The organism is Spirillospora sp. NPDC046719, from assembly GCF_040645715.1.
Classification (GTDB): Bacteria; Actinomycetota; Actinomycetes; order Streptosporangiales; family Streptosporangiaceae; genus Spirillospora.
On the sequence record NZ_JBEYYT010000147.1, the window covers coordinates 1 to 21,231 of the forward strand.

General features: G+C 74.6%; 21 protein-coding genes. 13 read left to right on the plus strand and 8 right to left on the minus strand.

Going from position 1 to position 21,231, the window contains the following annotated elements:
* Positions 1–979: NADPH:quinone oxidoreductase family protein (locus ABZ914_RS24270; RefSeq protein ID WP_500195883.1), on the minus strand; the 979-nt coding region annotated here is incomplete at its 3' end.
* 112 nt (positions 980–1,091) lie between these two features.
* Here ABZ914_RS24270 and ABZ914_RS24275 point away from each other — a divergent pair.
* Together ABZ914_RS24275 and ABZ914_RS24280 are read left to right on the plus strand one after the other, a co-directional pair.
* Positions 1,092–1,769, plus strand: a complete 678-nt coding sequence (locus ABZ914_RS24275) for a TetR/AcrR family transcriptional regulator (RefSeq protein ID WP_500195884.1) — start codon at positions 1,092–1,094, stop codon at positions 1,767–1,769.
* Positions 1,770–1,817: 48 nt separating this feature from the next.
* Positions 1,818–2,645 (plus strand): acyl-CoA thioesterase, encoded by an 828-nt coding sequence (locus ABZ914_RS24280; RefSeq protein ID WP_500195886.1) that lies wholly within the window; start codon positions 1,818–1,820, stop codon positions 2,643–2,645.
* A 7-nt stretch (positions 2,646–2,652) separates the two neighbouring features.
* Here the strand turns inward: ABZ914_RS24280 and meaB are convergent, their stop codons facing one another.
* Genes meaB through ABZ914_RS24295 form a run of 3 tightly spaced genes read right to left on the minus strand, consistent with a single transcriptional unit; the run spans position 2,653 to position 6,164 of the window.
* Positions 2,653–3,531 carry a methylmalonyl Co-A mutase-associated GTPase MeaB gene (gene meaB, locus ABZ914_RS24285; protein ID WP_500195888.1) on the minus strand — a complete coding sequence of 293 codons (879 nt, stop codon included), beginning with the start codon at positions 3,529–3,531 and terminating at the stop codon, positions 2,653–2,655.
* Between the two features lie 19 nt (positions 3,532–3,550).
* Positions 3,551–4,705 (minus strand): thiolase family protein, encoded by a 1,155-nt coding sequence (locus tag ABZ914_RS24290; protein ID WP_500195890.1) that lies wholly within the window; start codon positions 4,703–4,705, stop codon positions 3,551–3,553.
* Entirely contained in the window at positions 4,698–6,164 is a 1,467-nt protein-coding gene (locus ABZ914_RS24295) for a class I adenylate-forming enzyme family protein (protein ID WP_500195892.1), read from the minus strand. The genes ABZ914_RS24290 and ABZ914_RS24295 overlap by 8 nt, the downstream gene beginning before the upstream one ends.
* A gap of 53 nt (positions 6,165–6,217) precedes the next feature.
* Between ABZ914_RS24295 and ABZ914_RS24300 the strand changes: the two genes are divergently transcribed.
* Positions 6,218–6,985 carry an SDR family NAD(P)-dependent oxidoreductase gene (locus ABZ914_RS24300; RefSeq protein WP_500195893.1) on the plus strand — a complete coding sequence of 256 codons (768 nt, stop codon included), beginning with the start codon at positions 6,218–6,220 and terminating at the stop codon, positions 6,983–6,985.
* Entirely contained in the window at positions 6,982–7,725 is a 744-nt protein-coding gene (locus tag ABZ914_RS24305) for an SDR family NAD(P)-dependent oxidoreductase (protein ID WP_500195895.1), read from the plus strand. The genes ABZ914_RS24300 and ABZ914_RS24305 overlap by 4 nt, the downstream gene beginning before the upstream one ends.
* 17 nt (positions 7,726–7,742) lie before the next feature.
* On the opposite strand, the gene ABZ914_RS24310 is transcribed toward ABZ914_RS24305, so the two are convergent.
* Positions 7,743–8,411, minus strand: coding sequence for a TetR/AcrR family transcriptional regulator (locus ABZ914_RS24310; protein WP_500195897.1), 669 nt, complete (start codon positions 8,409–8,411; stop codon positions 7,743–7,745).
* A gap of 93 nt (positions 8,412–8,504) precedes the next feature.
* Here ABZ914_RS24310 and ABZ914_RS24315 point away from each other — a divergent pair, with 93 nt between their 5' ends.
* The 9 genes from ABZ914_RS24315 to ABZ914_RS24355 are packed head-to-tail and all read left to right on the plus strand — an operon-like array spanning position 8,505 to position 17,718.
* Positions 8,505–9,800 (plus strand): hypothetical protein, encoded by a 1,296-nt coding sequence (locus ABZ914_RS24315; protein ID WP_500195898.1) that lies wholly within the window; start codon positions 8,505–8,507, stop codon positions 9,798–9,800.
* A gap of 10 nt (positions 9,801–9,810) precedes the next feature.
* Entirely contained in the window at positions 9,811–11,220 is a 1,410-nt protein-coding gene (locus ABZ914_RS24320; protein WP_500195900.1) for an acyl-CoA reductase, read from the plus strand.
* On the plus strand, positions 11,213–12,223 hold the full coding sequence (locus ABZ914_RS24325) for an aldo/keto reductase (RefSeq protein ID WP_500195902.1): 1,011 nt from the start codon (positions 11,213–11,215) through the stop codon (positions 12,221–12,223). The genes ABZ914_RS24320 and ABZ914_RS24325 overlap by 8 nt, the downstream gene beginning before the upstream one ends.
* A gap of 18 nt (positions 12,224–12,241) precedes the next feature.
* The gene (locus tag ABZ914_RS24330; protein WP_500195904.1) at positions 12,242–13,222 is read left to right on the plus strand and encodes a 2Fe-2S iron-sulfur cluster-binding protein; all 981 of its coding nucleotides are present in this window, start codon (positions 12,242–12,244) and stop codon (positions 13,220–13,222) included.
* Position 13,223: 1 nt separating this feature from the next.
* Positions 13,224–14,648: an aldehyde dehydrogenase family protein gene (locus tag ABZ914_RS24335; RefSeq protein WP_500195905.1), complete on the plus strand. Its 1,425-nt coding sequence runs from the start codon at positions 13,224–13,226 to the stop codon at positions 14,646–14,648.
* Between the two features lie 24 nt (positions 14,649–14,672).
* Positions 14,673–15,077 (plus strand): carboxymuconolactone decarboxylase family protein, encoded by a 405-nt coding sequence (locus ABZ914_RS24340; RefSeq protein ID WP_500195907.1) that lies wholly within the window; start codon positions 14,673–14,675, stop codon positions 15,075–15,077.
* On the plus strand, positions 15,074–15,928 hold the full coding sequence (locus ABZ914_RS24345; protein ID WP_500195909.1) for an NAD(P)-dependent oxidoreductase: 855 nt from the start codon (positions 15,074–15,076) through the stop codon (positions 15,926–15,928). The genes ABZ914_RS24340 and ABZ914_RS24345 overlap by 4 nt, the downstream gene beginning before the upstream one ends.
* Positions 15,929–15,935: 7 nt before the next feature.
* Positions 15,936–16,847, plus strand: coding sequence for an LLM class F420-dependent oxidoreductase (locus tag ABZ914_RS24350; protein WP_500195916.1), 912 nt, complete (start codon positions 15,936–15,938; stop codon positions 16,845–16,847).
* 4 nt (positions 16,848–16,851) lie between these two features.
* Positions 16,852–17,718 (plus strand): SDR family NAD(P)-dependent oxidoreductase, encoded by an 867-nt coding sequence (locus ABZ914_RS24355; protein WP_500195910.1) that lies wholly within the window; start codon positions 16,852–16,854, stop codon positions 17,716–17,718.
* A gap of 14 nt (positions 17,719–17,732) precedes the next feature.
* Here ABZ914_RS24355 and ABZ914_RS24360 read toward each other — a convergent pair whose 3' ends face one another.
* Genes ABZ914_RS24360 through ABZ914_RS24370 form a run of 3 tightly spaced genes read right to left on the minus strand, consistent with a single transcriptional unit; the run spans position 17,733 to position 21,177 of the window.
* Positions 17,733–19,166, minus strand: coding sequence for a class I adenylate-forming enzyme family protein (locus ABZ914_RS24360; protein WP_500195912.1), 1,434 nt, complete (start codon positions 19,164–19,166; stop codon positions 17,733–17,735).
* Positions 19,163–20,224: a CaiB/BaiF CoA transferase family protein gene (locus tag ABZ914_RS24365; RefSeq protein ID WP_500195913.1), complete on the minus strand. Its 1,062-nt coding sequence runs from the start codon at positions 20,222–20,224 to the stop codon at positions 19,163–19,165. The genes ABZ914_RS24360 and ABZ914_RS24365 overlap by 4 nt, the downstream gene beginning before the upstream one ends.
* Positions 20,221–21,177 carry an LLM class F420-dependent oxidoreductase gene (locus ABZ914_RS24370; RefSeq protein WP_500195915.1) on the minus strand — a complete coding sequence of 319 codons (957 nt, stop codon included), beginning with the start codon at positions 21,175–21,177 and terminating at the stop codon, positions 20,221–20,223. Before ABZ914_RS24370 ends, ABZ914_RS24365 begins: the two co-directional genes overlap by 4 nt.
* Positions 21,178–21,231: the final 54 nt, after the last annotated feature.

Here is a 21,231-nt window from a genome sequence, read left to right on the forward strand (position 1 = left end):
GCCCGGGGCCGTCGGGGGCCGCGGGGACGATCAGGACCTTGCCGGCCGAGCTGCGGCCCGCGACGGCGGCGAGCGCGCCCGCCGCGTCCTCCAGCGGGTACACCGCGTGGATGTGCGGCTTCAGCCCGCCTGCCAGGACGAGCCGGGCCAGCTCGGCGCGGCCGCGCGCGAGCGCCTCCGGCTCGTGCCCGGCCCAGCCGCCGAACTCGAAGCCGCGCACGCTGATCCCTTTGAGCATCACCAGGTTGAGCGGGATCCGCGGGATCTCGCCGCCGGCGAAGCCGACCGTGACGTAGCGGCCGCCCCAGCGCAGCGCGCGGAGCGCCGGCTCGGCGTGCTCGCCGCCGACGGGGTCGAGCACCACGTCGGCTCCGCCCGCGTCGGCCAGCCGCCGCTTGAGGTCGTCGTAGGGCAGGGCGACGTCCGCGCCCTCTTCCAGGCACAGGGCGCGCTTCCGCTCGGACGACGCGACCGCGATCACCCGCGCGCCGAGCAGCCGCCCGAGCTGGACGGCGGCCAGGCCGACGCCGCCGGCGGCGCCCAGCACGGCCAGCGCCTCCCCCGCGCGCAACTCCGCGATGAGCGTGAGCGCGTGGTAGGCGGTGGCGTAGGAGACGCCGGACGCGGCGGCGGCGCGCAGGTCGGTGCCGGGCGGCAGCGCGGTCAGGCTCGTCGCGGGCGCCACCACGCGCTGGGCGAAGGCGCCGACGAACACCGAGCCGGACACCGCGTCGCCGGGGGCGAACCCCTCGACGTCCGGGCCGACCCGGACGACCCGTCCGGCGAACTCGCTGCCGGGGGTGAACGGGACCGGGGCCGCGACCTGGTAGGCGCCCTGGACGACGAGGATGTCGGCGAAGTTCACCGCGGCGGCCCGCACCTCGACGACGACCTGGCCGGGGCCGGCGACCGGCTCGGGGATCTCGTGCACCGTCAGGTCGTCCAGGGAACCGTGGACGGTGCAGCGCAAGGCTTTCACAGTAAAGAGAATAGCATTCTCAAAAATCCATAGTAAGACTCTCGCAATCCTTCGCGAACCGGACGGTGAGACTGCAGGCACGGTCCCGGAATCGTGCAGTAAGGTTCTTGACATGACGCAGAAGACGGATCCGCCCGCGAGCGCACCGGCCGAGGAACCGGCCTGGAAGCAGCGCGCGGTAGAGCGTTCCACCAAGGCCGCCAAGCTCCGCGCCGAGCAGCGGGTGGAGCGCTTCCTCGACGCGGCGCAGGCGATCATCACGGAGAAGAACACCACCGACTTCACCGTGCAGGAGGTCGTGGACCGCTCACGGCAGTCGCTGCGCAGCTTCTACCAGCACTTCGACGGCAAGCACGAGCTGCTGCTCGCCCTGTTCGAGGACGCCCTGCGCAGGTCGGCCGAGCAGATCCGGGCCGCCGCGGAGGGGCAGTCCGATCCGCTGGCCCGGCTCAAGGTCGCGGTCACGCTGCTGTTCGAGCTCTCCCGTCCGGACCCGTCCGCCCAGCGCCCGCTGTTCACCGACTTCGCGCCGCAGCTGCTGGTCTCCCACCCGGCCGAGGTGAAGATCGCGCACGCCCCGCTGCTGGCCCTGTTCACCGAGCTGATGACGGAGGCCGAGGCCGCCGGGCAGCTCCGCGGGGAGGTCAGGCCGCGCCGGGCCGCCGCGCTGGTGATGCAGACGGTCATGTTCGTCGCCCAGTCGAACGGGGTCTCCGAGGACGAGAACGCCCACCCGATCGAGGCCGACGAGGTCTGGGACTTCTGCGCCCTGGGGATCGCCGGCGACTGACCCGAGAATCCTATTCTCAGATTCAGAGAGTCTGACTATAGTCGAGGCATGTCCGATCTCTGGAGCGATCTCCTGGCGTGCCTCGACCTCACCGAGCCGCCTTCGGCCCGGCCCGCCGGCGCCGAGGGCGCGCCCCTCGTGTTCGAGGGGCCCAACCAGCGGCTCGGGTACCACCGCCTGTTCGGGGGCCAGATCCTCGCCCAGTTCGTCCGGGCGGCGGCGCTCACCTGCCCCGGCAAGGGCGTGAAGTCGCTGCACGCGCTGTTCCCCCGGGAGGGGCGCACCGACGAGCCGGTCCGCTACGAAGTGGAGCGCCACCGCGAGGGCGGCACCTTCGCGGTCCTGGCGATCAGGGCCCTGCAGGGCTCCGGCGCCATCGCCACCGCCTCGGTGTCCATGCACGCCGCCGAGGACGGCCCCGACCACCAGACGATCCCGAAGGTGCCGCCCGTCCTCGGGCCGGAGCACCGGGTGGAGATCGGCCTGCTCCCGTGGGAGACCCGCGCGTCCGCCGACCTGGACTCGGCCGCCTCGGGGCCGCCCGAGCTCGACCTGTGGATGCGCGTCCCCGAGGCCGAGCCGGGCCACGCGCCCGCCCTCACCGCCTACGCGACCGACCTCAGCCTCATCGGAACGGCGCTGCGGCCCGTCGAAGGCGTCGGCCAGCGGGACGCCGGCACGGCGTTCACCTCCGCCGTCACCTCGCACACGCTCTGGTTCCACCGCCCGTTCCGCACCGGCGGCTGGCTCCTTCTCCGCCAGCACAGCCCGCTGCTGGCGCACGGCCGCGGCTTCGGCAGGGGCGACGTCCTCACCGAGGACGGCGCCCTCGTCGCCTCCTACGCGCAGGAGGCCCTCGTGCGCTTCCGCCGCTGATCCCCCGTCAGGCCGATCGCCCGGACGGGCCGCCGAGGAGCTCCCCTGCGGCGGCGTACGGGTCGCGGCGGCCGGCGGCGACGTCGGCCGCCAGGTCCGTGAGGGCGGGATCGGCGCGCAGGCGGCTCTGGGCCAGGGAGAGGATCTGGGCGCGTGCGCGCTCCGTCCGGCGGGCGGGATCGTCCGCCCGGTCGTGCGCGCCGATCGCCTCGACGAGCCGGGGCAGGCCCTCCCCCTTGGTCGCGACGAGCGTCAGGATCGGCGCGCCGGTCTCGGCGCGCAGGTCGCGGACGGTCCGGTCGGCGCCGTCGCGGTCGGCCTTGTTGACGACCAGGAGGTCGGCGACCTCCAGCAGGCCGGCCTTCGCGGCCTGCACCGCGTCGCCCGCGCCGGGGGCGAGCACGACCACGACGGGATCGGCGACGGCGGCGATCTCGATCTCCGACTGCCCGACGCCGACGGTCTCCACGATGACCGGGTCGTACCGGAGCGCGGCCAGCACCCGGACCGCCGCGGGCACGGCCGTCGCCAGCCCGCCGAGATGCCCGCGGGTCGCCACCGACCGGATGAGCACGCCGGGGTCGGCGGCGTGCGCGGACATCCTGATCCGGTCGCCGAGCAGCGCGCCGCCGCTGAAGGGCGAGGACGGGTCGACGGCGAGCACCGCCACGCGGCGCCCGCCGTCCCGGTAGGCGCCGACGAGCGCGGCGACCGTCGTCGACTTGCCGGCGCCGGGCGGCCCCGTCACGCCGACGACCCGCGCGGCGGCCGGTCCGAGGGCGTCGAGGACCTCCGCGCGGCGCGCGCCCTCGACCAGCGTGAGCAGCCGCCCGGCGGCCCGCACGGAACCGCCGCGCGCCTCGGCGACCAGTTCGGGGACGTTCACCGCGCCGCGGTCCCCGCGGTCACGGGGCCGGGACCTCGATGACCGTGGCCGAGCCCATGCCGCCGCCCGCGCACATCGCGGCGACGCCGACGCCGCCGCCGCGGCGCCGCAGCTCGTGCACCAGCGTGACCAGCATGCGGGCGCCGGTCGCGGCGACCGGGTGGCCGAGCGAGCAGCCGCTGCCGTTGACGTTCACCCGCTCCGGGTCGAGGCCGAGCATGCCGACCGTGGCGACGCACATCGCCGCGAACGCCTCGTTGATCTCGAACACCTCGACGTCGTCGGGCTTGAGGCCCGCGCGGGCCAGCGCCTTGGGGATCGCCTTCACCGGGGCGAGCCCGGTCTCGGCCGGGTCGACGCCGACCGACGCCCACGACCGGACGGTGCCGAGCACCGGCAGCCCCTGCCGGGCCGCGAGACCGTCGCCGGCGAGGACGAGGGCGGCCGCGCCGTCGTTGCTGCCGCAGGCGTTCCCGGCGGTGATGCTGAAGCCCTCGATCTCCGGGTGCAGCGGCTTCAGCGAGGCGAGCTTCTCCAGGGACGTGTCGCGGCGCGGGTGCTCGTCGACGGAGAAGGTGCCGTGCGGCGTCTCGATGGGGACGATCTCGTCCTTGAACCGGCCCTCGTCGATGGCGCGGACCGCGTTGCGGTGCGAGCGCAGCGCCCAAGCGTCCATCTCCTCGCGGGACACGCCCGCCCTGACCGCGGCGTTCCAGCCCACCGTGATCGACATGTCGAGGTTCGGGGCGTCCGGGCGGTCGGGGTGGGTCGGCGGGTTCCACGGCTCGACCCACTCCCCGCCGACCCGGAAGCGCGACTTCGGCGACGTGGAAGCGGAGTTCACGCCGCCGGCGATGACGAGCTCGTCCATGCCCGCGCGGATGCTCGCGGCGGCGTCCTGGACGGCCGCCTGCCCGGCGGCGCAGTGCCGGTTGCACGCCTGGCCGGCGACCGAGGTGAGCTCGGCGGTGATCGCGGCGTGCCGGGCCACGACGCCGCCGCCGTACAGGCCCTCTCCGAGGATCACGTCGTCGACCTGCTCGGGATCGAGACCCGAGGCCGCCGCGGCGACGACATGGTGCGCCAGGTCGTAGGCGGTGGTGTCGCGCAGGGTCCCCTTGAAGGCGGTGCCCACGGGGGTGCGCAGGGCGGCGGTGATGACGGCTTCAGGCACGGGTGTTCTCCAACGTTGTGTCCATCTCGGCCAGCAGGACGCGGCGCAGCAGCTTTCCGGTGTCGGTCTTCGGCAGTTCGGCCCGGAACACGATGTCGTCGGGCGTCTTGGACGAGCGCAGCCGCTCCCGGACCCAGCGGCGGATCTCCTCGGGCTCGCCCTCGCCGACGACGACCGCGACGAGGCGCTGCCCCCATTCGGGGTCGGGCACGCCCAGCACCGCGGCCTCGGCGATCCCGGGGTGCGCCAGCAGGACGTCCTCGATCTCGGCCGGGGCGATGTTCTCCCCGCCCCGGATGATGGTGTCGTCGGCGCGGCCCTCGATGAACAGGTACCCGTCGGCGTCGAGCCGCCCGCGGTCCCGGGTGGCGAACCAGCCCTCGGCGTCCAAGACGCTCCCGCCCCCGTACTCGCCGGAGATCTGCTCGCCCCGGGCGAACACCAGCCCGGTCCGGCCCGCCTCCAGGGGCTCGCCGTCGTCGGAGCGGATCTGGAACTCGACGCCGGGCAGCGGGCGGCCGACCGACGCGAGGCGCGCCCGGACCGCCGGGTCCGTCGCGGCGAGCGCCTCGCGGTGGTCGTCCGGGCCGAGGAGGGCGATGGAGGACGCCGTCTCCGTCAGGCCGTAGGCGTTGACGAAGCCCGTCTCCGGGAAGATCCGCAGCGCCCGTTCCAGGACGGGCATCGGGGTCCGCGCGCCGCCGTAGGCGAGGTTGCGCAGGGTCGGCGTGGCGGCGTCGTCCCCGGGGACCTCCGCGACGATCCGCGCCAGCATCGTCGGGACGACCAGCGCGTGGGTGATGCGCTCGCGCCGGACGGTCTCCAGCCATTCCCGCGCGCCGAACGACGGCATGTACACCACCCGCCGGCCGGTGTAGAGGTTCGACAGCAGGTTCACCAGGCCCGCGACGTGGTACGGCGGGACCGCGACGAGCGCGGCGTCCTCCTCCGCGGCGGAGCCGAACTCCAGGGTGTTCAGTACGTAGGCGAGCAGGTGCCGGTGGCGCAGGACGGCCGACTTCGGCGCGGACGTCGTCCCGCTGGTGTACAGCAGCACCGCCACGGGGTCCGGGTCGTCCTCGGCCGCCGGGCCGGGGGCGGAGCCGGACGGGTCCTGGGACGCGGCCGCCTCGGTCTCCTCCAGGAACGAGTCGAGGCCGTCGGGCCGGAGTTCCAGGGCGCCGGGGTGCCGGGACCGCAGCTCCTCCAGTTGCCGGTCGCCGAGCCGGTAGTTGAGCGGGACGAAGGGCACGCCCGCCACGGCCGCGCCGAACAGCGCGACCGGGTAGGCGAGGTGGTTGGCCGCCAGGTAGAGGACGGCGGGGTGGCGCCGGAACCGGTCGGCGGCCGCCCGGGCGAGGCGCAGCAGACCGGCCGCGGTGAGCGAGCGGCCGTCCGCCGTCACCGCCGTCCGGTCCCCGGCCGAGGCCGCCATCTCCGCGATCATGGTGATGTTCATGAGAATGCTATTCTCTCTCATCAAGATTCCTACTTGCAAGAGAGGGTAACGCGATGCAGATCGAGGGCAGTTCCGCGATCGTCGTCGGCGGCGCCGGCGGGCTCGGCGAGGCCACCGTCCGCCGCCTCCACGCGGCCGGCGCGAAGGTGGTCGTCGCCGACCTCGCCGACGAGAAGGGCAAGGCGCTCGAGGGCGAGCTCGGCGTCCGCTACGTGCGGACCGACGCCACCGACGAGGACTCCGTCCTGGCGGCGCTGGCCGAGGCGGAGGCGGCGGGGCCGCTGCGCATCTCCGTGGACGCCCACGGCGGGCCGGCCAGCGGCGGCCGGCTGGTCGGCAAGGACGGCTCTCCCCTGGACCTCGCCGGCTTCCGGACGACCATCGAGGTGTACCTGACCGGTGTCTTCAACGTGATGCGCCTGGCCGCCGCCGCGATCGGGAGACAGGAGCCCGCCACGGAGGACGGGGCCCGGGGCGTCATCGTCAACACCGCCTCCATCGCCGCCTACGAGGGGCAGATCGGCCAGATCCCCTACGCCGCCGCCAAGGGCGGGGTCGTCGGCATGACGGTCGTCGCCGCGCGCGACCTGTCGCCGCTCGGCATCCGCGTCGTCACCATCGCGCCCGGGACGTTCCTGACCCCGGCCTACGGCAAGGCGGGCGACCAGCTCGAGGCGTACTGGGGCCCGCAGGTGCCGCACCCGAAGCGGATGGGCCGCAGCCCCGAGTACGCCGCCCTCGTCCAGCACATCTGCGAGAACGACTACCTGAACGGCGAGGTCATCCGGCTCGACGGCGCGCTGCGGTTCCCGCCCAAGTGAGCGGCCCCCTCACCGGCAAGGTCGCGTTCGTCGCCGGGGCCAGCCGCGGCATCGGGCGGACGGTGGCGCTGGCGCTCGCGGAGGCGGGCGCCGGGGTCGCCGTCGCCGCGCGGTCCGAGCGCGAGGGCCGGCTGCCCGGCACGATCCACTCGGTCGCCGGGCGGATCACCGCGGCGGGCGGCCGCGCCCTCGCGGTGCCCTGCGACGTCACCCGCGAGGACTCGGTCGCGTCGGCCGTGGCGGCGACCGTCGACGCCTTCGGCGGGATCGACATCCTGATCGCCAACGCCGGCGTCCTGTGGCTCGGCCCGGTCGAGTCGACGCCGCTCGGACGCTGGCAGCGGTGCCTGGACGTGAACCTCACCGGCGTCTTCCTGGTGACCCGGGCCGTCATCCCGCACGTCAGGGCGCGCGGGGGCGGCTCCCTCGTCGCGGTGACGACGTCGGGGGTCGGGATGACCGACCGCGGCGCCAACGCCTACTGGGTCTCCAAGGCGGCCGTCGAGCGCCTCTATCTCGGCCTGGCCGCCGACCTCAGGGCCGACAACATCGCGGTGAACTGCCTCGCCCCGTCCCGCGTCGTCGTCACCGAAGGCTGGATCGCCGGGGGCGGCGGCACGGAGATCCCCGAGGAGATGGTCGAGCCGCCGGAGGCCATGGGGCGGGCGGCGGTGCTCCTCGCCGCCCAGGACGCGGGCGGGATCACCGGGACCGTGCAGCGTTCGGAGTCGCTCCCCTGACCCGGGGCCGTCCGGGCTCAGTCGGGCCGGAGGCCGCGCAGGAACAGGCGCACGGCGACGCTCGTGTGGTGGTCCCAGGTGGCCTCGTCGCGCTCGATGCCGAAGGAGGCGAGCCGCGCCGGCATGCCCGAGACCATGGCGATGAAGTGCTCGGCCAGGATCTCGGGCTCGTCGGCCTGGATCGCCCCGGTGGCGGCGTGCCGCCGGAGCAGCTCGACAAGGAGCGGCTTGCGCGGGAAGTGGCCGGCCGCGTAGGCGCGGCGGGCCAGGTCCGGGAAGCGCGACGCGTGCGCGATGGCGATCCGGCCGAGCCGGACCATCGACGGATCCAGCGCGCGGCGCAGCGCCGTGCGCGCGATGGACGTCAGCGCGCCCTCCAGGTCGTCCAGGTCCGGGGCGGCGGGCTCGGTCCCGGGCCAGTCGGGGTCGGGCACCGCCTGCCGCAGGACGGAGGCGAAGACCTCCTCCTTGCCCTTGAACCGGGCGTAGAGCGACGCCTTCGTGGTGCCGGCGGCGCGCGCGATGGCGTCCATCGACGTGCCCTCGTAGCCGTGCTCCAGGAAGAGGCTCAGCGCGGCGTCGCGGACCGCGCGGTCCAGTTCCGCCGCCTCCTCCAGCGTGGGCCGCCCGCCGCGGCGGGTCCGGGTCCTCGGCGGCGGCGCGCCGGAGGCGTCCGATGGCGACATGCGCAGAAGTCTGCCAGAACGGGGGTCTGGCCAAAAACTAGACTCATCAGTATGGTTTTTTTCCGGCAGACCCCATACGGCCGAGGAGGCGTCATGCCCGTGGCAGCAGGTCAGCAGGGTGATGTAGGGGAATTGGACGCGCGCTTCCAGGAGCGGCGCAAGCAGGTCCCCGTGCTCGCGCAGCGCGCCGAGGCGGAGGGCGTCACGGCGATCCGGTCCTACGAGGACATGGTCCCGCTGCTCTTCCCGCACACCACCTACAAGAGCTATCCGGAGTCGCTCGTCGCCAAGGGCCGGTGGGCGCAGATGAACCGCTGGCTCGACTCGCTCTCGACGTACCGGATCGAGGGCGTGGACGTGTCCGGAGTCGAGGACGTCGACGGCTGGATCGCCCGGCTGGAGGCCGCCGGGCATCTCGCGTCGAGCTCCAGCGGCACGAGCGGCAAGAACTCCTTCCTCAACAAGACCGCGCGGGACCGCGACGTCTCGCTGCGGAACTTCGTCGACTGCCTGACGGCGCTCGGCATGCCGCCCGAGCGCACCTGGCACGTCCTGCCGCTCGGCCCGCCGACCAGCGTCACCTCGCACCGGGTCTTCCGCGACATGGTCGTCGACGCGTACCACCGGCCGGACGGCATCGCGGTCGCGGAGACGGCCGCACCGGAGGGCCACCACCGCTACATGGCGAGGCTCACCGCGATGCGGCGGGCCATGGCGGACGGCACCGCGCGGCCCGACGAGGTGGCCGCGTTCGAGGCGGAGGCGGCGCGGCGGCAGGCCGAGGTGACGGAGCGCCTGGGCCGGATCGCGGACCAGGTCATCGCGCACCGCACGGAGCGCATGTTCTTCACCACGACGTTCCCGCTCGCCTTCAGGCTCTGCGAGGCGCTGGCCGAGCGCGGCCTGGCGGAGGGCGGCCTCACCGGCGGCAACGCGCTGAGCTCCGGCGGCGGCCTGAAGGGCCTGGCGCTGCCGCCGGACCACAGGTCGCGGATCTCGCGGACGTTGAACGTCGCGCCCGAGCGGCTCCTGCACTACTACTCCATGCAGGAGCTGAACGTCCGGATGCCGAAGTGCCTTGAGGGCCGCTACCACGTCCCGCCGCAGCTCACGCTGTTCGTGCTCGACCGCGACGGCGAGTCCTTCGCCGAGGTGTCCGACGGCGGGGCCGAGGGCCGCGCCGCCTTCTTCGACATGACCGTCGACGGCCGGTGGGGCGGCACGATCTCCGGCGACCGGATCCGCGCCGACTTCACCGGCTGCCCGTGCGGCCGCCCCGGCCCCACCGTGTTCGACGAGATCAGCCGGTACTCCGACCCGCCCGACGGCGACAAGATCACGTGCGCCGGCACCATCGACGCCTACGTCCGCGGCTTCATCGACGCCTGAGGAGCGGGTCATGAGCACGAGCACCACCGCCGGCGCGCGGACGACGATCCGGGTGCCGCACTTCGTCCGGGGCCGGCTGGTCTGGGGCGACGACGCCGAGTACATGTCGCGGGACTTCGGCGTCCCGTTCACCACGCCCGCGCTGCGGCTGGACGAGCTGTTCGAGCCGCGGACCCGGCCGGGACCCGCCTTCGACGTCCCGATCTCGGAGATCATCGACCTGCTGGTGGAGACGGGACGGCGATTCGTCCTCGAGAAGAACCCCTACCTGCAGGAGTCGCTGGAGATGACGCTGCGGGTGAGCCCGCTGCCGCGGCGCGTCGTCGAGAACACCTACCGGCGGCCGGGCCGGTTCCTGACCCGGGAGGCGCTGGAGTACCGGCTGCTGCGGACGTTCGGGAGCCTGGACGTCCTGGACGGCTGGGTCGAGCACACCGACCCGGCCGGCAGCGCCAGCCGGGTGCGGGCGTTCCCGCCCCGCCTGGTGCACATGCTCGCGGGCAACTCCCCGAGCGGCGCGATGATGTCGGTCGCCGACGCGGCCCTGGTCAAGGCCGTCAACGTGTTCAAGATGCCGTCGGGCGACCCGTTCACCACGGTCGCCGTCCTGCGCACCATGGCCGACGTCGCGCCGGACCACCCGGTGCTCCGCTCCATGTCGGCGGTGTACTGGCGCGGCGGGGACGCGCGGGTCGAGGACGTGCTGTACCGGTCGCAGTACTTCGACAAGCTGGTGGCCTGGGGCGGCGGCGAGGCGATCGCCAACGCGGCGCGGTACGTAGCGCCGGGCTTCCAGCTGATCTCGTTCGACCCGAAGGTGTCCATGGCGGTCATCGGGCGGGAGGCGTTCGCGACGGAGGAGCGCCTGCGGGAGGCGGCCGACCTCGCCGCCGCCGACGCGACCGTCTACAACCAGGACGCGTGCGTCGCGCCCCGGCAGATGTTCGTCGAGGGCACCGCCGAGGAGGTCGACCGCTTCTGCGCGCTGCTGTGCGAGCGGATGGGCGTGGACCGGGAGTTCGCCTCGGCGGTCGGCCCCCGGCCGCCCGCCGACGTCCGCGAGGCGGTCGAGGGCCTGCGCTTCCTGGAGCCGGACTACCGGGTCTGGGGCGGCCACGACGGCCGCGGCCTCGTCGTGCGGTCCCCCGAGCCGGTCGACTTCCACCCGACGAACAAGACGGTCAACGTCGTGCCGGTGCTGGACGTGCTGGACGCCGCCGAGCACGCGACCGTGGCGACGCAGACCGTCGGCGTCTATCCGGCGCGCCTGAAGGCCGAGCTGCGGGACCGGCTCGCCACCGCCGGCGTGCAGCGCGTGGTGAAGCTCGGCAGCGCCCTCAAGAGCAGTCTCGGCAACCCGCACGACGCGATGTACCCACTGCACCGGATGGTCCACTGGGTGGTCGACGACGATGCCTGAGCCCGGACGGGAGGCGGGCATGCGGCACCGGCTGCTCGGCCGCTCCGGCATGCGCGTCAGCGAGCTCTGCCTCGGCACCATGACGTTCGGCTCCGGCGGCCGGACGGCCGGCGCCGACGAGGCCGCCTGCCGCGCCATCTACGCCGCGTACCGGGCGGCGGGCGGCAATTTCGTCGACACCGCCGACGTCTACTCCGGAGGGGAGAGCGAGAGGATCGTCGGCGGGCTGATCGCCGCCGAGCGCGACGAGGTGGTGGTCGCCACCAAGTTCGCGCTGCCGACCGGCGACGACGCCAACTCCGGCGGCGGCCACCGCAAGTGCATGCGCCGCAGCGTCGAGGCGAGCCTGCGGCGGCTCGGCACCGACCACGTCGACCTGCTCTGGGTGCACGCCTGGGACCAGGGCACGCCGGCCGAGGAGACGCTGCGCGGGCTCGACGACCTGGTCCGGTCCGGCAAGGTCCTCGCGATCGGTGTCAGCAACACGCCCGCCTGGGTGATCGCCCGGTCGCAGGCCATCGCGGAGCTGCGCGGATGGAGCGCCTTCTGCGCCCTGCAGGTGGAGTACTCCCTCGCGGCCCGGACGGCGGAGCGCGAGCTGCTGCCGATGGCTGCGTCGCTCGGGCTGGCCGTGACCGGGTGGAGCCCGCTCGCGCGCGGCCTGCTCGCGGGCAAGGAGCCGGGCGCCCGAGCGAAGGCGCTGTATCCGGCGCTGGAACGGGCGGTGGACGCCGCCGCGAGCGTGGCGGCGGAGATCGGCACCACGACCGCGCGGGTCGCCCTCGCCTGGCTGCTGCGGCGGGGCGTCACGCCGGTGCTGGGCGCCAGCGGGCCCGCGCAGATCCACGACGACATCGGCGCGCTGGAGGTCCGGCTGGACGAGGAGCAGGCGGCGCTGCTGGACGAGGCCGCCCGGGTCGACCTCGGGTACCCGCACGACTTCCTCCGCACGCGCTGCCCGACGCTCTCGATCAGGCCAGGAGAATTGCATTCTCAATACTAGAGAAGCTAGATTTCATATATGGCGCACGACCATGGCTTCCACCGGGTCCGGATCACACGGGTCATCGACGAGACGGCCGACGCACGGACCTACGCGCTCGACGCGCCGTTCTCCTACCGGGCCGGCCAGTTCCTCACGTTCCGCGCCTGCGGGACCCTGCGCAGCTACTCGATGTCCAGCTCGCCGGACACCGACGCCGAGCTGCGGACGACCGTGAAGCGGGTGCCGGGCGGCCTGGTCTCCAACTGGATGCTCGACAACCTCGGGCCCGGCGACCTGGTCGAGGTCACCCGTCCGGCGGGCGCGTTCTGCCTGCGGGAGACCCCGGCGCCGCTGGTCGCGTTCTGCGGGGGCAGCGGCATCACGCCGATCGCGTCCCTCGTCAAGAGCGCGCTGGCCACCACGGAGCGGCGCGTCCGGGTGCTGGCGGCCGACCGGGACGGCGGCTCGGTCATCTTCGGAGGCGAGCTCGCGGAGCTGGCCGGCCGGCATCCCGAGCGGTTCGAGATCGAGCGCCACCTCGACGCCGAGCGCGGCCTGGTCACCGCCGACCGGGTGCGCGGCTTCGTCGGCGCCGACCAGGACGCCGACTTCTACGTCTGCGGCCCCGCCCCGTTCATGGACCTGGTGGAGCGCACCCTGCTGTCGCTGGGCGTGGAGCAGAGCCGGATCTTCATCGAGCGGTTCGCTCCGTCGGACGAGGCGCCGGCGGGCCCGGAGAAGGAGGGCACGGTCACCATCGCGCAGGGCGGCAAGAGGAAGACCGTCCCGCAGCGCGCCGGCGAGACGCTGCTCCAGAGCGCGCGCCGGGCCGGGCTGGTACCGCCGTTCTCCTGCGAAGCGGGCAACTGCGCCACGTGCATGGCCCAGGTCACCGAAGGAGAGGCCAAGATGCGCGTCAACAACGCGCTGGAAGAGGACGAGGTCGCCGAAGGCTGGGTCCTCACCTGCCAGGGCGAGCCGACGACCGAGCACGTCACCGTCGTCTACGAGGACTGACATGGGCGTCCGTCACCACCACTGGATCGGCGGCGGCGCCGAGGAGCCGGCGGGCGGCGCCTACCTGCCCACCGTCGACCCCTCGACGCGGCTGCCGGGCGACGAGATCGCCGCGGGCACGGCCGCCGACGTGGACCGCGCCGTGAGCGCGGCGGCGGCCGCGCAGCCGGGCTGGGCCGAGCGGTCCGGCGCGGAGCGCGCCGAGGTGCTGCACCGCGTCGCGGACGCCATCGACACCGGCGCCGCCGAGCTCATGGAGGTGGAGCGGGCGTGCACGGGGAAGACCGAGGGCCAGCTCCGCATGGAGATCGGCATGTCGGCCGACTACTTCCGCTACTACGCCGGGATCCTGCGGGCCCACCACGGCCGCACCATCGACCTCGGCGCGGGGAACCACACCTACACGCGGCTCGAACCGTACGGCGTCGTCGGGGCGATCACACCGTGGAACCTGCCCCTGAACCAGGCGTGCCGGGCGCTCGCCCCGGCGCTGGCCACCGGGAACGCGGTGGTCGCCAAGCCGTCGGAGTTCACCTCGGTGTCGACGCTGTGCCTGGCCCGGCTCGCCGGCGGGGCCGGGCTCCCCGGCGGGCTGCTGAACGTGGTGACGGGGACCGGGCCGGACGCGGGCACGCCGCTCGCCGCCCATCCCGGTGTGCGGCGCGTGACCTTCACCGGCTCGGTCGCCACCGGGCGGCTCCTGGCCGGGATCGCCGCCGACCGGCTCATTCCCCTGACGCTCGAACTCGGCGGCAAGTCGCCGCTGGTGGTGTTCGCCGACGCCGACACCGACCGGGCGATCGCCGCGGCGGTGTCGGCGGTCGCGTTCAACGCCGGGCAGGTCTGCTCCGCCACGACCCGCCTCCTGGTCGAGGCGCCCGCCCATGACGCGGTGGTCGCGGGCGTGGTGGAGGCCGTCGAGCGGCTCCGGCCCGGCGTCGACTTCGGCCCGATGATCACCGAGGCGCAGTTCCGCAAGGTCCTGGCGCACTTCGACGACGCGAAGCGCCAGGGCGCGGTTCCGGTGACCGGCGGATCCGCCTACGACGACGGGCCCGGCGCGGGCGGGCGGTTCATCCGTCCGACCGTCTATGCCGGGGTGGCACCCGACCTGCGGATCGCCCGCGAGGAGGTGTTCGGCCCGGTCCTCGTCACCATGCCGTTCACCGGCGAGGCGGAGGCGGTCGCGCTCGCCAACGACACCGACTACGGGCTCGTCGCGGCCGTCTGGAGCGGCGACGCGGCCCGCGGCCTGCGGGTCGCCGAGCGGATCGACGCGGGGCAGGTGGCGGTGAACGGCGGCGCGCTCGGCGTCGAGACGCCCTTCGGCGGTTTCAAGGCCAGCGGATACGGACGCGAGAAGGGCATCGAGGCCCTCGGCGAGTACGCCCAGACCAAGACCATCAGCCTGTCCCTGCGCCCCTGAGGGCTCCGCCCTGGAGAGGACCCCATGGAAGAGAGCGAGAAGCTGAGCGCGGCGCGCGCGGTGCGCCGCGCGGTGCTCGGCGACGCCTACGTCGACGGCCAGGCCGCCGATCCGGACCCGGTCGCCGCGGAGTTCCAGGACCACGTGACGGCCATGGCGTGGGGCGCGTGGGCGCGCGGCGGGGCCCTGACCGGCCGCGACCGGAGCCTGCTGGTGATGGCGATGACCGCCGCGCTCGGCCGGATGGAGGAGTTCCGCCTGCACGCGGGCAGCGCGCACCGCGCGGGCGTGACCGACGCGGAGATCGACGAACTCCTCTTCCAGGTCGCCGGCTACTGCGGAGCCCCCGCGGGCGTCGCCGCCAGGCGGAGCGTCAGGCAGGTGCGCGCCGAACGCGAGGCGGCCGGACAGGGCGGGGCGGACCGGTGACGGCCGTAGGGTTCGTGGGCCTCGGCAACATGGGCGCCGCGCTGGCCGCCAACCTCGTCGGCGCCGGCCTGGCGGTCGTGGCCCACGACGCCGCCGGGCCGGAGCGCTGCCCGCGGGGCGCCACCCCCGTCGGCGACGCCGGGCAGGTCGCCGAGAAGAGCGACGTCGTGGTGTTCAGCCTGCCGGACGGGACGGCCTCCGAGCAGGTCGCCCGGGAGATCGCCGGGACGCCCGGCCGCCGCGCGGCCCACGTCGTCGACACCTCCACGATCGGGGTGAGCGCCGCCCGGACCGTCGCCGAACTGCTCGCCGAGAGCGGCATCGGCTACGTCGACGCGCCCGTGTCGGGCGGCGTCGCCGGGGCCCGGGCCCGCACGCTCGCGGTGATGTACTCCGGGACGGACGACGCCTGCGAGCGCGTCGAGCCGGTGCTCGCCGGGCTGAGCGACCGCCGCCACCGGGTCGGCGACCGGCCGGGACTCGCGCAGGCCCTCAAGCTGGCGAACAACTTCCTGTCGGCGACCGCGCTCGCCGCGACCAGCGAGGCGGTCGCGTTCGGGGTCGCGGCCGGCCTCGACATGGGCACGATGCTCACGGTGCTCAACGCGGCGAGCGGCCGCAGCGCCGCGACCAGCGACAAGTTCCCCGAGCACGTCCTCACCGGCCGCTACGCCTCGGGCTTCACCAACTCGCTCATGAGCAAGGACGTGCGGCTCTACCTGCGTTCCGTGGAGGACCAGGGCGGCCCGTCCGCGGTCGGCGCGGTGACGGCGTCGCTCTGGGAGCGGTTCGCCGACGCCGAGCCCGGCGCCGACTTCACGCGCATCTTCCCCTTCGTCCAACGTCCGTGAGGTGCCGATGCGGTTCATCTTCCACTACCCCGAGACCGGCGGCCTCGACGGCGACGTCCTCGACGCCGGGCCGCTGCGCGACGTGGCCGCCGCCGCGGAGCGCGCCGGGTTCGACGGGCTGTCGCTCAGCGAGCATCCGGTGCCGGGCGCCCGGTGGCTGGCGTCGGGCGGGCACCAGACGCTCGACCCGTTCGTCGCGCTCGGGTACGTCGCCGCGGCGACCGAACGGCTGCGGCTGCTCACCCATCTGGCGGTCGCGCCCTACCGCAACCCGTTCCTGCTGGCCAAGGCCGCCGCGACGCTCGACAGGCTGTCGGGCGGCCGGCTGATCCTCGGGCTCGGCACCGGCTACCAGAAGAGCGAGTTCCACGCCCTGGGCGTCGACATGGAGGAGCGCAACGCCCTGTTCGACGAGGCGCTGGACGTGCTCCCGCTGCACTGGAACGGCGAGCCGTTCGGCTACCAGGGCCGGCACTTCAGCGCCCGCGACGTGATCGCGCGGCCCCGCCCCGTCCAGGACCCGATCCCGATCTGGATCGGCGGCAACCCCCGGCTCCGCCGCCGCCGCGTCGCGGAGCGGGCGCAGGGCTGGATGCCGATGACCGGCGGCGCCCAGCTCAGCGCCACCGCCCGCACCCCCGCGCTCGGCTCGCTGGACGAACTGGCCGCGGCCGTGTCCGAGATGCGGGAGGCGGCGGCCGCCGCCGGCCGGGACGACCGCATCGACGTGCTGCACTCCTACCAGGGGCCGGGGATCGAGACGCCGGCCGCCGACGCCGACCGGCACCGGGAGGCGCTCGGCGAGATCGAGAAGGCGGGCGTCACCTGGGTGCTGGTGTCGAGCCGGACCGCCTCGCTCCCGGCGACGCTGGAGTTCCTGGAGTCGTTCGGCGCGACCTATCTGCGGGACGGGCGGTAACCGCATGGGATGGTTCGAGGAGCGCGGCGGACTGGACGGCACCGTCGCGGTGGTCACGGGCGGCGCCGGCGGCCTCGGCGAGGCGGTGACGTCGGACCTGGCCGCCAACGGCGTCCGCCCCGCGGTGATCGACATCGACGGCGGCGCGGTCGCCGCGCTGCGCGGCTCGCTGGAGGAGCGGGGCCGCGACGCGATCGTCCGGCAGGGGGACGTCCGCGACCCCGGAGCGCTGGCCGCGCTGTTCGCGGCCGTGGACGAGCGCTGGGGCCGCCTCGACACGCTCGTCAACGTCGTCGGCGGAACGTTCCGGGCGCCCTTCGCCGACACCACGCCGAAGGGGTGGGACGCGCTGCTGCGCGCGAACCTGACGCACGTGCTGCACGCCTGCTCGCTCGCCGCCGAGCGGATGCGGGCGGGCGGGCGCGGCGGCAGCATCGTCAACATCACGACCGTCGAGGCGCACCGGGCCGCCCCCGGCTTCGCCGTCTACGCGGCGGCGAAGGCCGCGGTCGAGCAGTTCGGGCGGACGCTCGCCGTCGAGCTGGCGCCGGACGGCATCCGGGTCAACAACGTCGCGCCCGACTACGCCCCCACCGCCGCCCTCGCCGGGCTGTCGGCGGGCGACCACGCCCTGTCCGACCCGGCCGGGATCCGCATCGCGTTCCCCATGGCGCGGGTGGGCCGGGCCTCCGACGTGTCGGGATGCGTGGTGTTCCTCGCGTCGGGCCTGTCGTCCTTCGTCACCGGGAGCACCCTGCACCCGGACGGCGGCACCCACGCGTCCTCCGGCTGGTTCAACTGGCCCGGGACGGGATGGGCGAACCATGTGCCGATGCCGGTGCTGGAGAAGCTGGCGTCGGCGGAAGACTGACCGGTCGGCGGCCGTCAGGCGCCGGGGACGCGTCCGTGGCGTTCCTTGAGGACCCGGCGCAGCACCTTGCCGGACGGCAGGCGCGGGATCTCCTCGACGAACACGACCTCGCTCGGCCGCTTGTAGGAGGCGAGCCGGTCGCCGACCAGCGCGACCAGCTCGGCGGGACCGACCGGTCCGGCCGGGGCGACCGCCGCGACGACCGCCTCCCCGCCCGCGCCGTCCGGGATCCCGTAGACCGCGCAGTCGGCGACGCGGGGGTGGCCGTGCAGCACGGCCTCGACCTCGGCCGGCGCGACCTGGAACCCCCGCACCTTGATCATCTCCTTGGCGCGGTCGGTGAGCCGGACCCAGCCCTCGGCGTCGACGTGGCCGACGTCGCCGGTGCGGTACCAGCCGCTGTCAAAGGCGGCGGCGGTCGCCTCCGCGGGCAGGTAGCCGGCCATCAGCGACGCCGACCGCGCTTGGATCTCGCCGGTCTCCCCCGGTGCGACCGGAGCGCCGGTCTCCAGCGACACCACCCGCAGCCTCACGCCCGGGGCGGCGCGTCCCACGCTGTCCAGGCGCGCGCCGCGGACCGGGTTGCAGGCGATGACGGGCAGCTCGCTCGCCCCGTAGGCGGGCACCCACCCGACGCCCGTCCGGCGGGTGACCGTCTCGGCGACCTCCGGGGTCACCGGTGTCGCGCCCCACATGATGTAGCGCAGCGACGACAGGTCGAACGACTCCAGGTCCGGGTGCGACGCGATCGCCAGCGCGATCGGCGCGACGGCCATCTCCACGGTGATCCGGTCGGCCTCGATGGTCCGCAGGAGCAGGTCCAGGTCGTAGCGGCGGTGCAGCCGCATCCAGGCGCCGGTCTCCAGCGCCGTCTCGATGTTGAGCAGGCCGAGGATGTGGGACGGCGGGGTGGCGATCTGGATCCGGTCCCGCCCGGTCAGCTCAAGGGTCGTCCGCCAGTCCCGGACGGCGGCGCGGAACGAGGCGTGCGTGTGCCGGACGGCCTTCGGCAGCCCGGTCGTCCCCGAGCTGAAAACGAGGACGGCGTCGGCGCCGGGGTCGGGTTCGGGGAAGGCGGCGTCCGACGGTTCGACCGGCTCCTCGTCGAGGTGCAGCATCGGCAGCCGCCCGGCCAGGAGGGCCTGATCGCCCACCGCGTGCGCCGGCTCGGTGATCTCCAGGGCGTGCTCGACCTCGGCGCGCCTCCAGGCGGGGCTGAACAGCACGACCGCCGCCCCGAGCCGCCAGACCGCCCGGACGGCGACGACGAACTCGGGCCGGTTCGAGCACATGAGCGCGACGCGGTCGCCGGGCCGCACGCCCCGCCGCGCCAGCGTCATGGCCAGCCCGCCGGCGAGCGCGTCCAGCCGCGCCGCGCTGTACTCGCGCTCCTCGAAGGCGAGCGCGGCGCGCCCGCCCGCATCGCCGTCCGACGACCCCGCGCTCATGCGACCGGGGACGCGTTCGCCGGGTCGCCGTGCTCGCCGAGCCGGGGCGGCGGCCCGTAGCGGGGCTCGTATCCCGCGACCCGGATCGGGCTGCCGACCAGCCGGTACTCCCCCGCCTTCACGATCACGTCGGGGGCGGCCAGCAGCGCCTCCGGCAGCGTCCGCACGGCGGCCGCCGGGATGCCGAGGGGACGCAGCCGGGCCTCCCAGCCCGCGGCGGTGTCCGTCGCGAGGACGCCCGCCACGACCGCGAGGACCTCCTCCCGGCGGGCCACCCGCTCCGCCATCGTCGCGAAGCCCTCGACGCCCGTCTCCGCGCAGAACGCCTGCCAGAAGCCGTCGTGCGTGATGAACAGCGCGAGATGCCCGCCGGCGGTCGGGAAGAGCTGGGCCGGGACGTAGTACGAGTGCGCCCCGTGCGGCAGGCGGCGAGGCTCGGCGCCCTCGTTGAGGTAGGCCGACGCGCGGTAGTTGAGCTGGGACAGCATCACGTCGCGCAGCGAGACCTCCACCTGCCCGCCGCGTCCCGACACGATCTGGGCGAGCAGCCCGAGCGCGGCGGTCAGCCCGGCGGAGTTGTCGGCCGACGAGTAACCCGGCAGCGTCGGCGGCCCGGACGGGTCGCCGGTCAGCGCGGCGACCCCGGTGGCGGCCTGGACGACGTAGTCGAAGGCGGGGTGGTCGCCGGCGTGCAGGCCGAAGCCGGTGAGGGCGACGCAGACGATCCGCTCGTTGTGGCGGCGCAGCGCCTCGTAGGTGAGCCCGAGCCGGTGGATCGCGGACGGCTTCAGGTTGACCAGCAGGGCGTGCGCCTCCGCGACCAGCTCGGCGAGCCGGGCCTGCCCGTCCTCGGCCGTCAGGTCCAGCCGGACGCTGCGCTTTCCGCGGTTGAGGCTGGCGAAGTAGGCGTCGCCCACCTGGCGCGACAGGTCCCCGCCCGGCGGCTCGATCTTGGTGACCTCAGCGCCGAGGTCGGCCAGCATCATCGTCGCGTAGGGGCCGGCCAGGATGTGGCCGACCTCCAGCACGCGGATCCCCGCCAGCGGTCCGCCGCTCATCGCAGCTCCGCCGCCAGCCCCGCGAGCATCTCCTTGGTCCGCTCCTTGGAGGCGACCAGCTCGTCCCGGCCCTCCCCGATCGGCAGCAGCCGCACCGACAGGTCGGTGACGCCCGCGTCGGCGAACCGGCGCAGCCGCGCCTTGATGGCCGCCTCGTCGCCCGCCGCGCAGATGTCGCCGACGTCGCGGGCGGCGCCGTACTCCAGCAGCCGCCGGTAGTTCGGGGAGATCTCCGCCTCGCCGAGGATGCGGTTGGCGCGCTCGCGCGCCGCGTCGACCTCCGACGGGCGGCACAGGCACACCGGGACGCCCGCGACGATCCGGGGTGCGGGGCGCCCGGCCTCCTCGGCGGCCTTGGTGATGCGCGGGACGACGTGCTCGCCGATTGCCTTCTCGTCCGCCATCCACAGCACGGTCCCGTCGGCCCGCTCCCCCGCGAGCTTCAGCATCACCGGGCCGAGCGCGGCGATGAGGACGGGCAGCGGCCCCACCGGCCCGAGGCCCAGCGGGTTGTGCACGGTGAACGTCTTGTTCTCCACCTCGACCGGGCCCGGCCCGGCGAAGGCGGCGTCCAGGACATCCAGGTAGTCGCGGGTGTAGCCGGCGGGCCGCTCGTAGGGCAGCCCGAGCATGTCCCGGACGATCCAGTGGTGGGACGGCCCGACGCCGAGCGCGAGCCGCCCGCCCGTGGCGGCGTGCGCGGACAGCGCCTGCCGCGCCAGCGCGATCGGATGCTGCGCCTGCAGCGGCACCACCGCGGTCCCGATCTCGATCCGGCTCGTCGCCGTCCCCATCAGCGCCACGGCCAGCAGCGCGTCGAAGTCCGTCGGGACCTGCGGCACCCACACGGTGTCCAGCCCGGCGGACTCGGCCCACCGGGCGTCGTCGGCCATCCGCTTCGCCTTGCGGGCGGAGTCCCCGCGCTCCGGCCCGCTCATCACACCGATCCGCACGGCTCCTCCAAGTTCGCTGGGTCAGGTCGACGCGCACGCGGCCGGGTGCCGGCC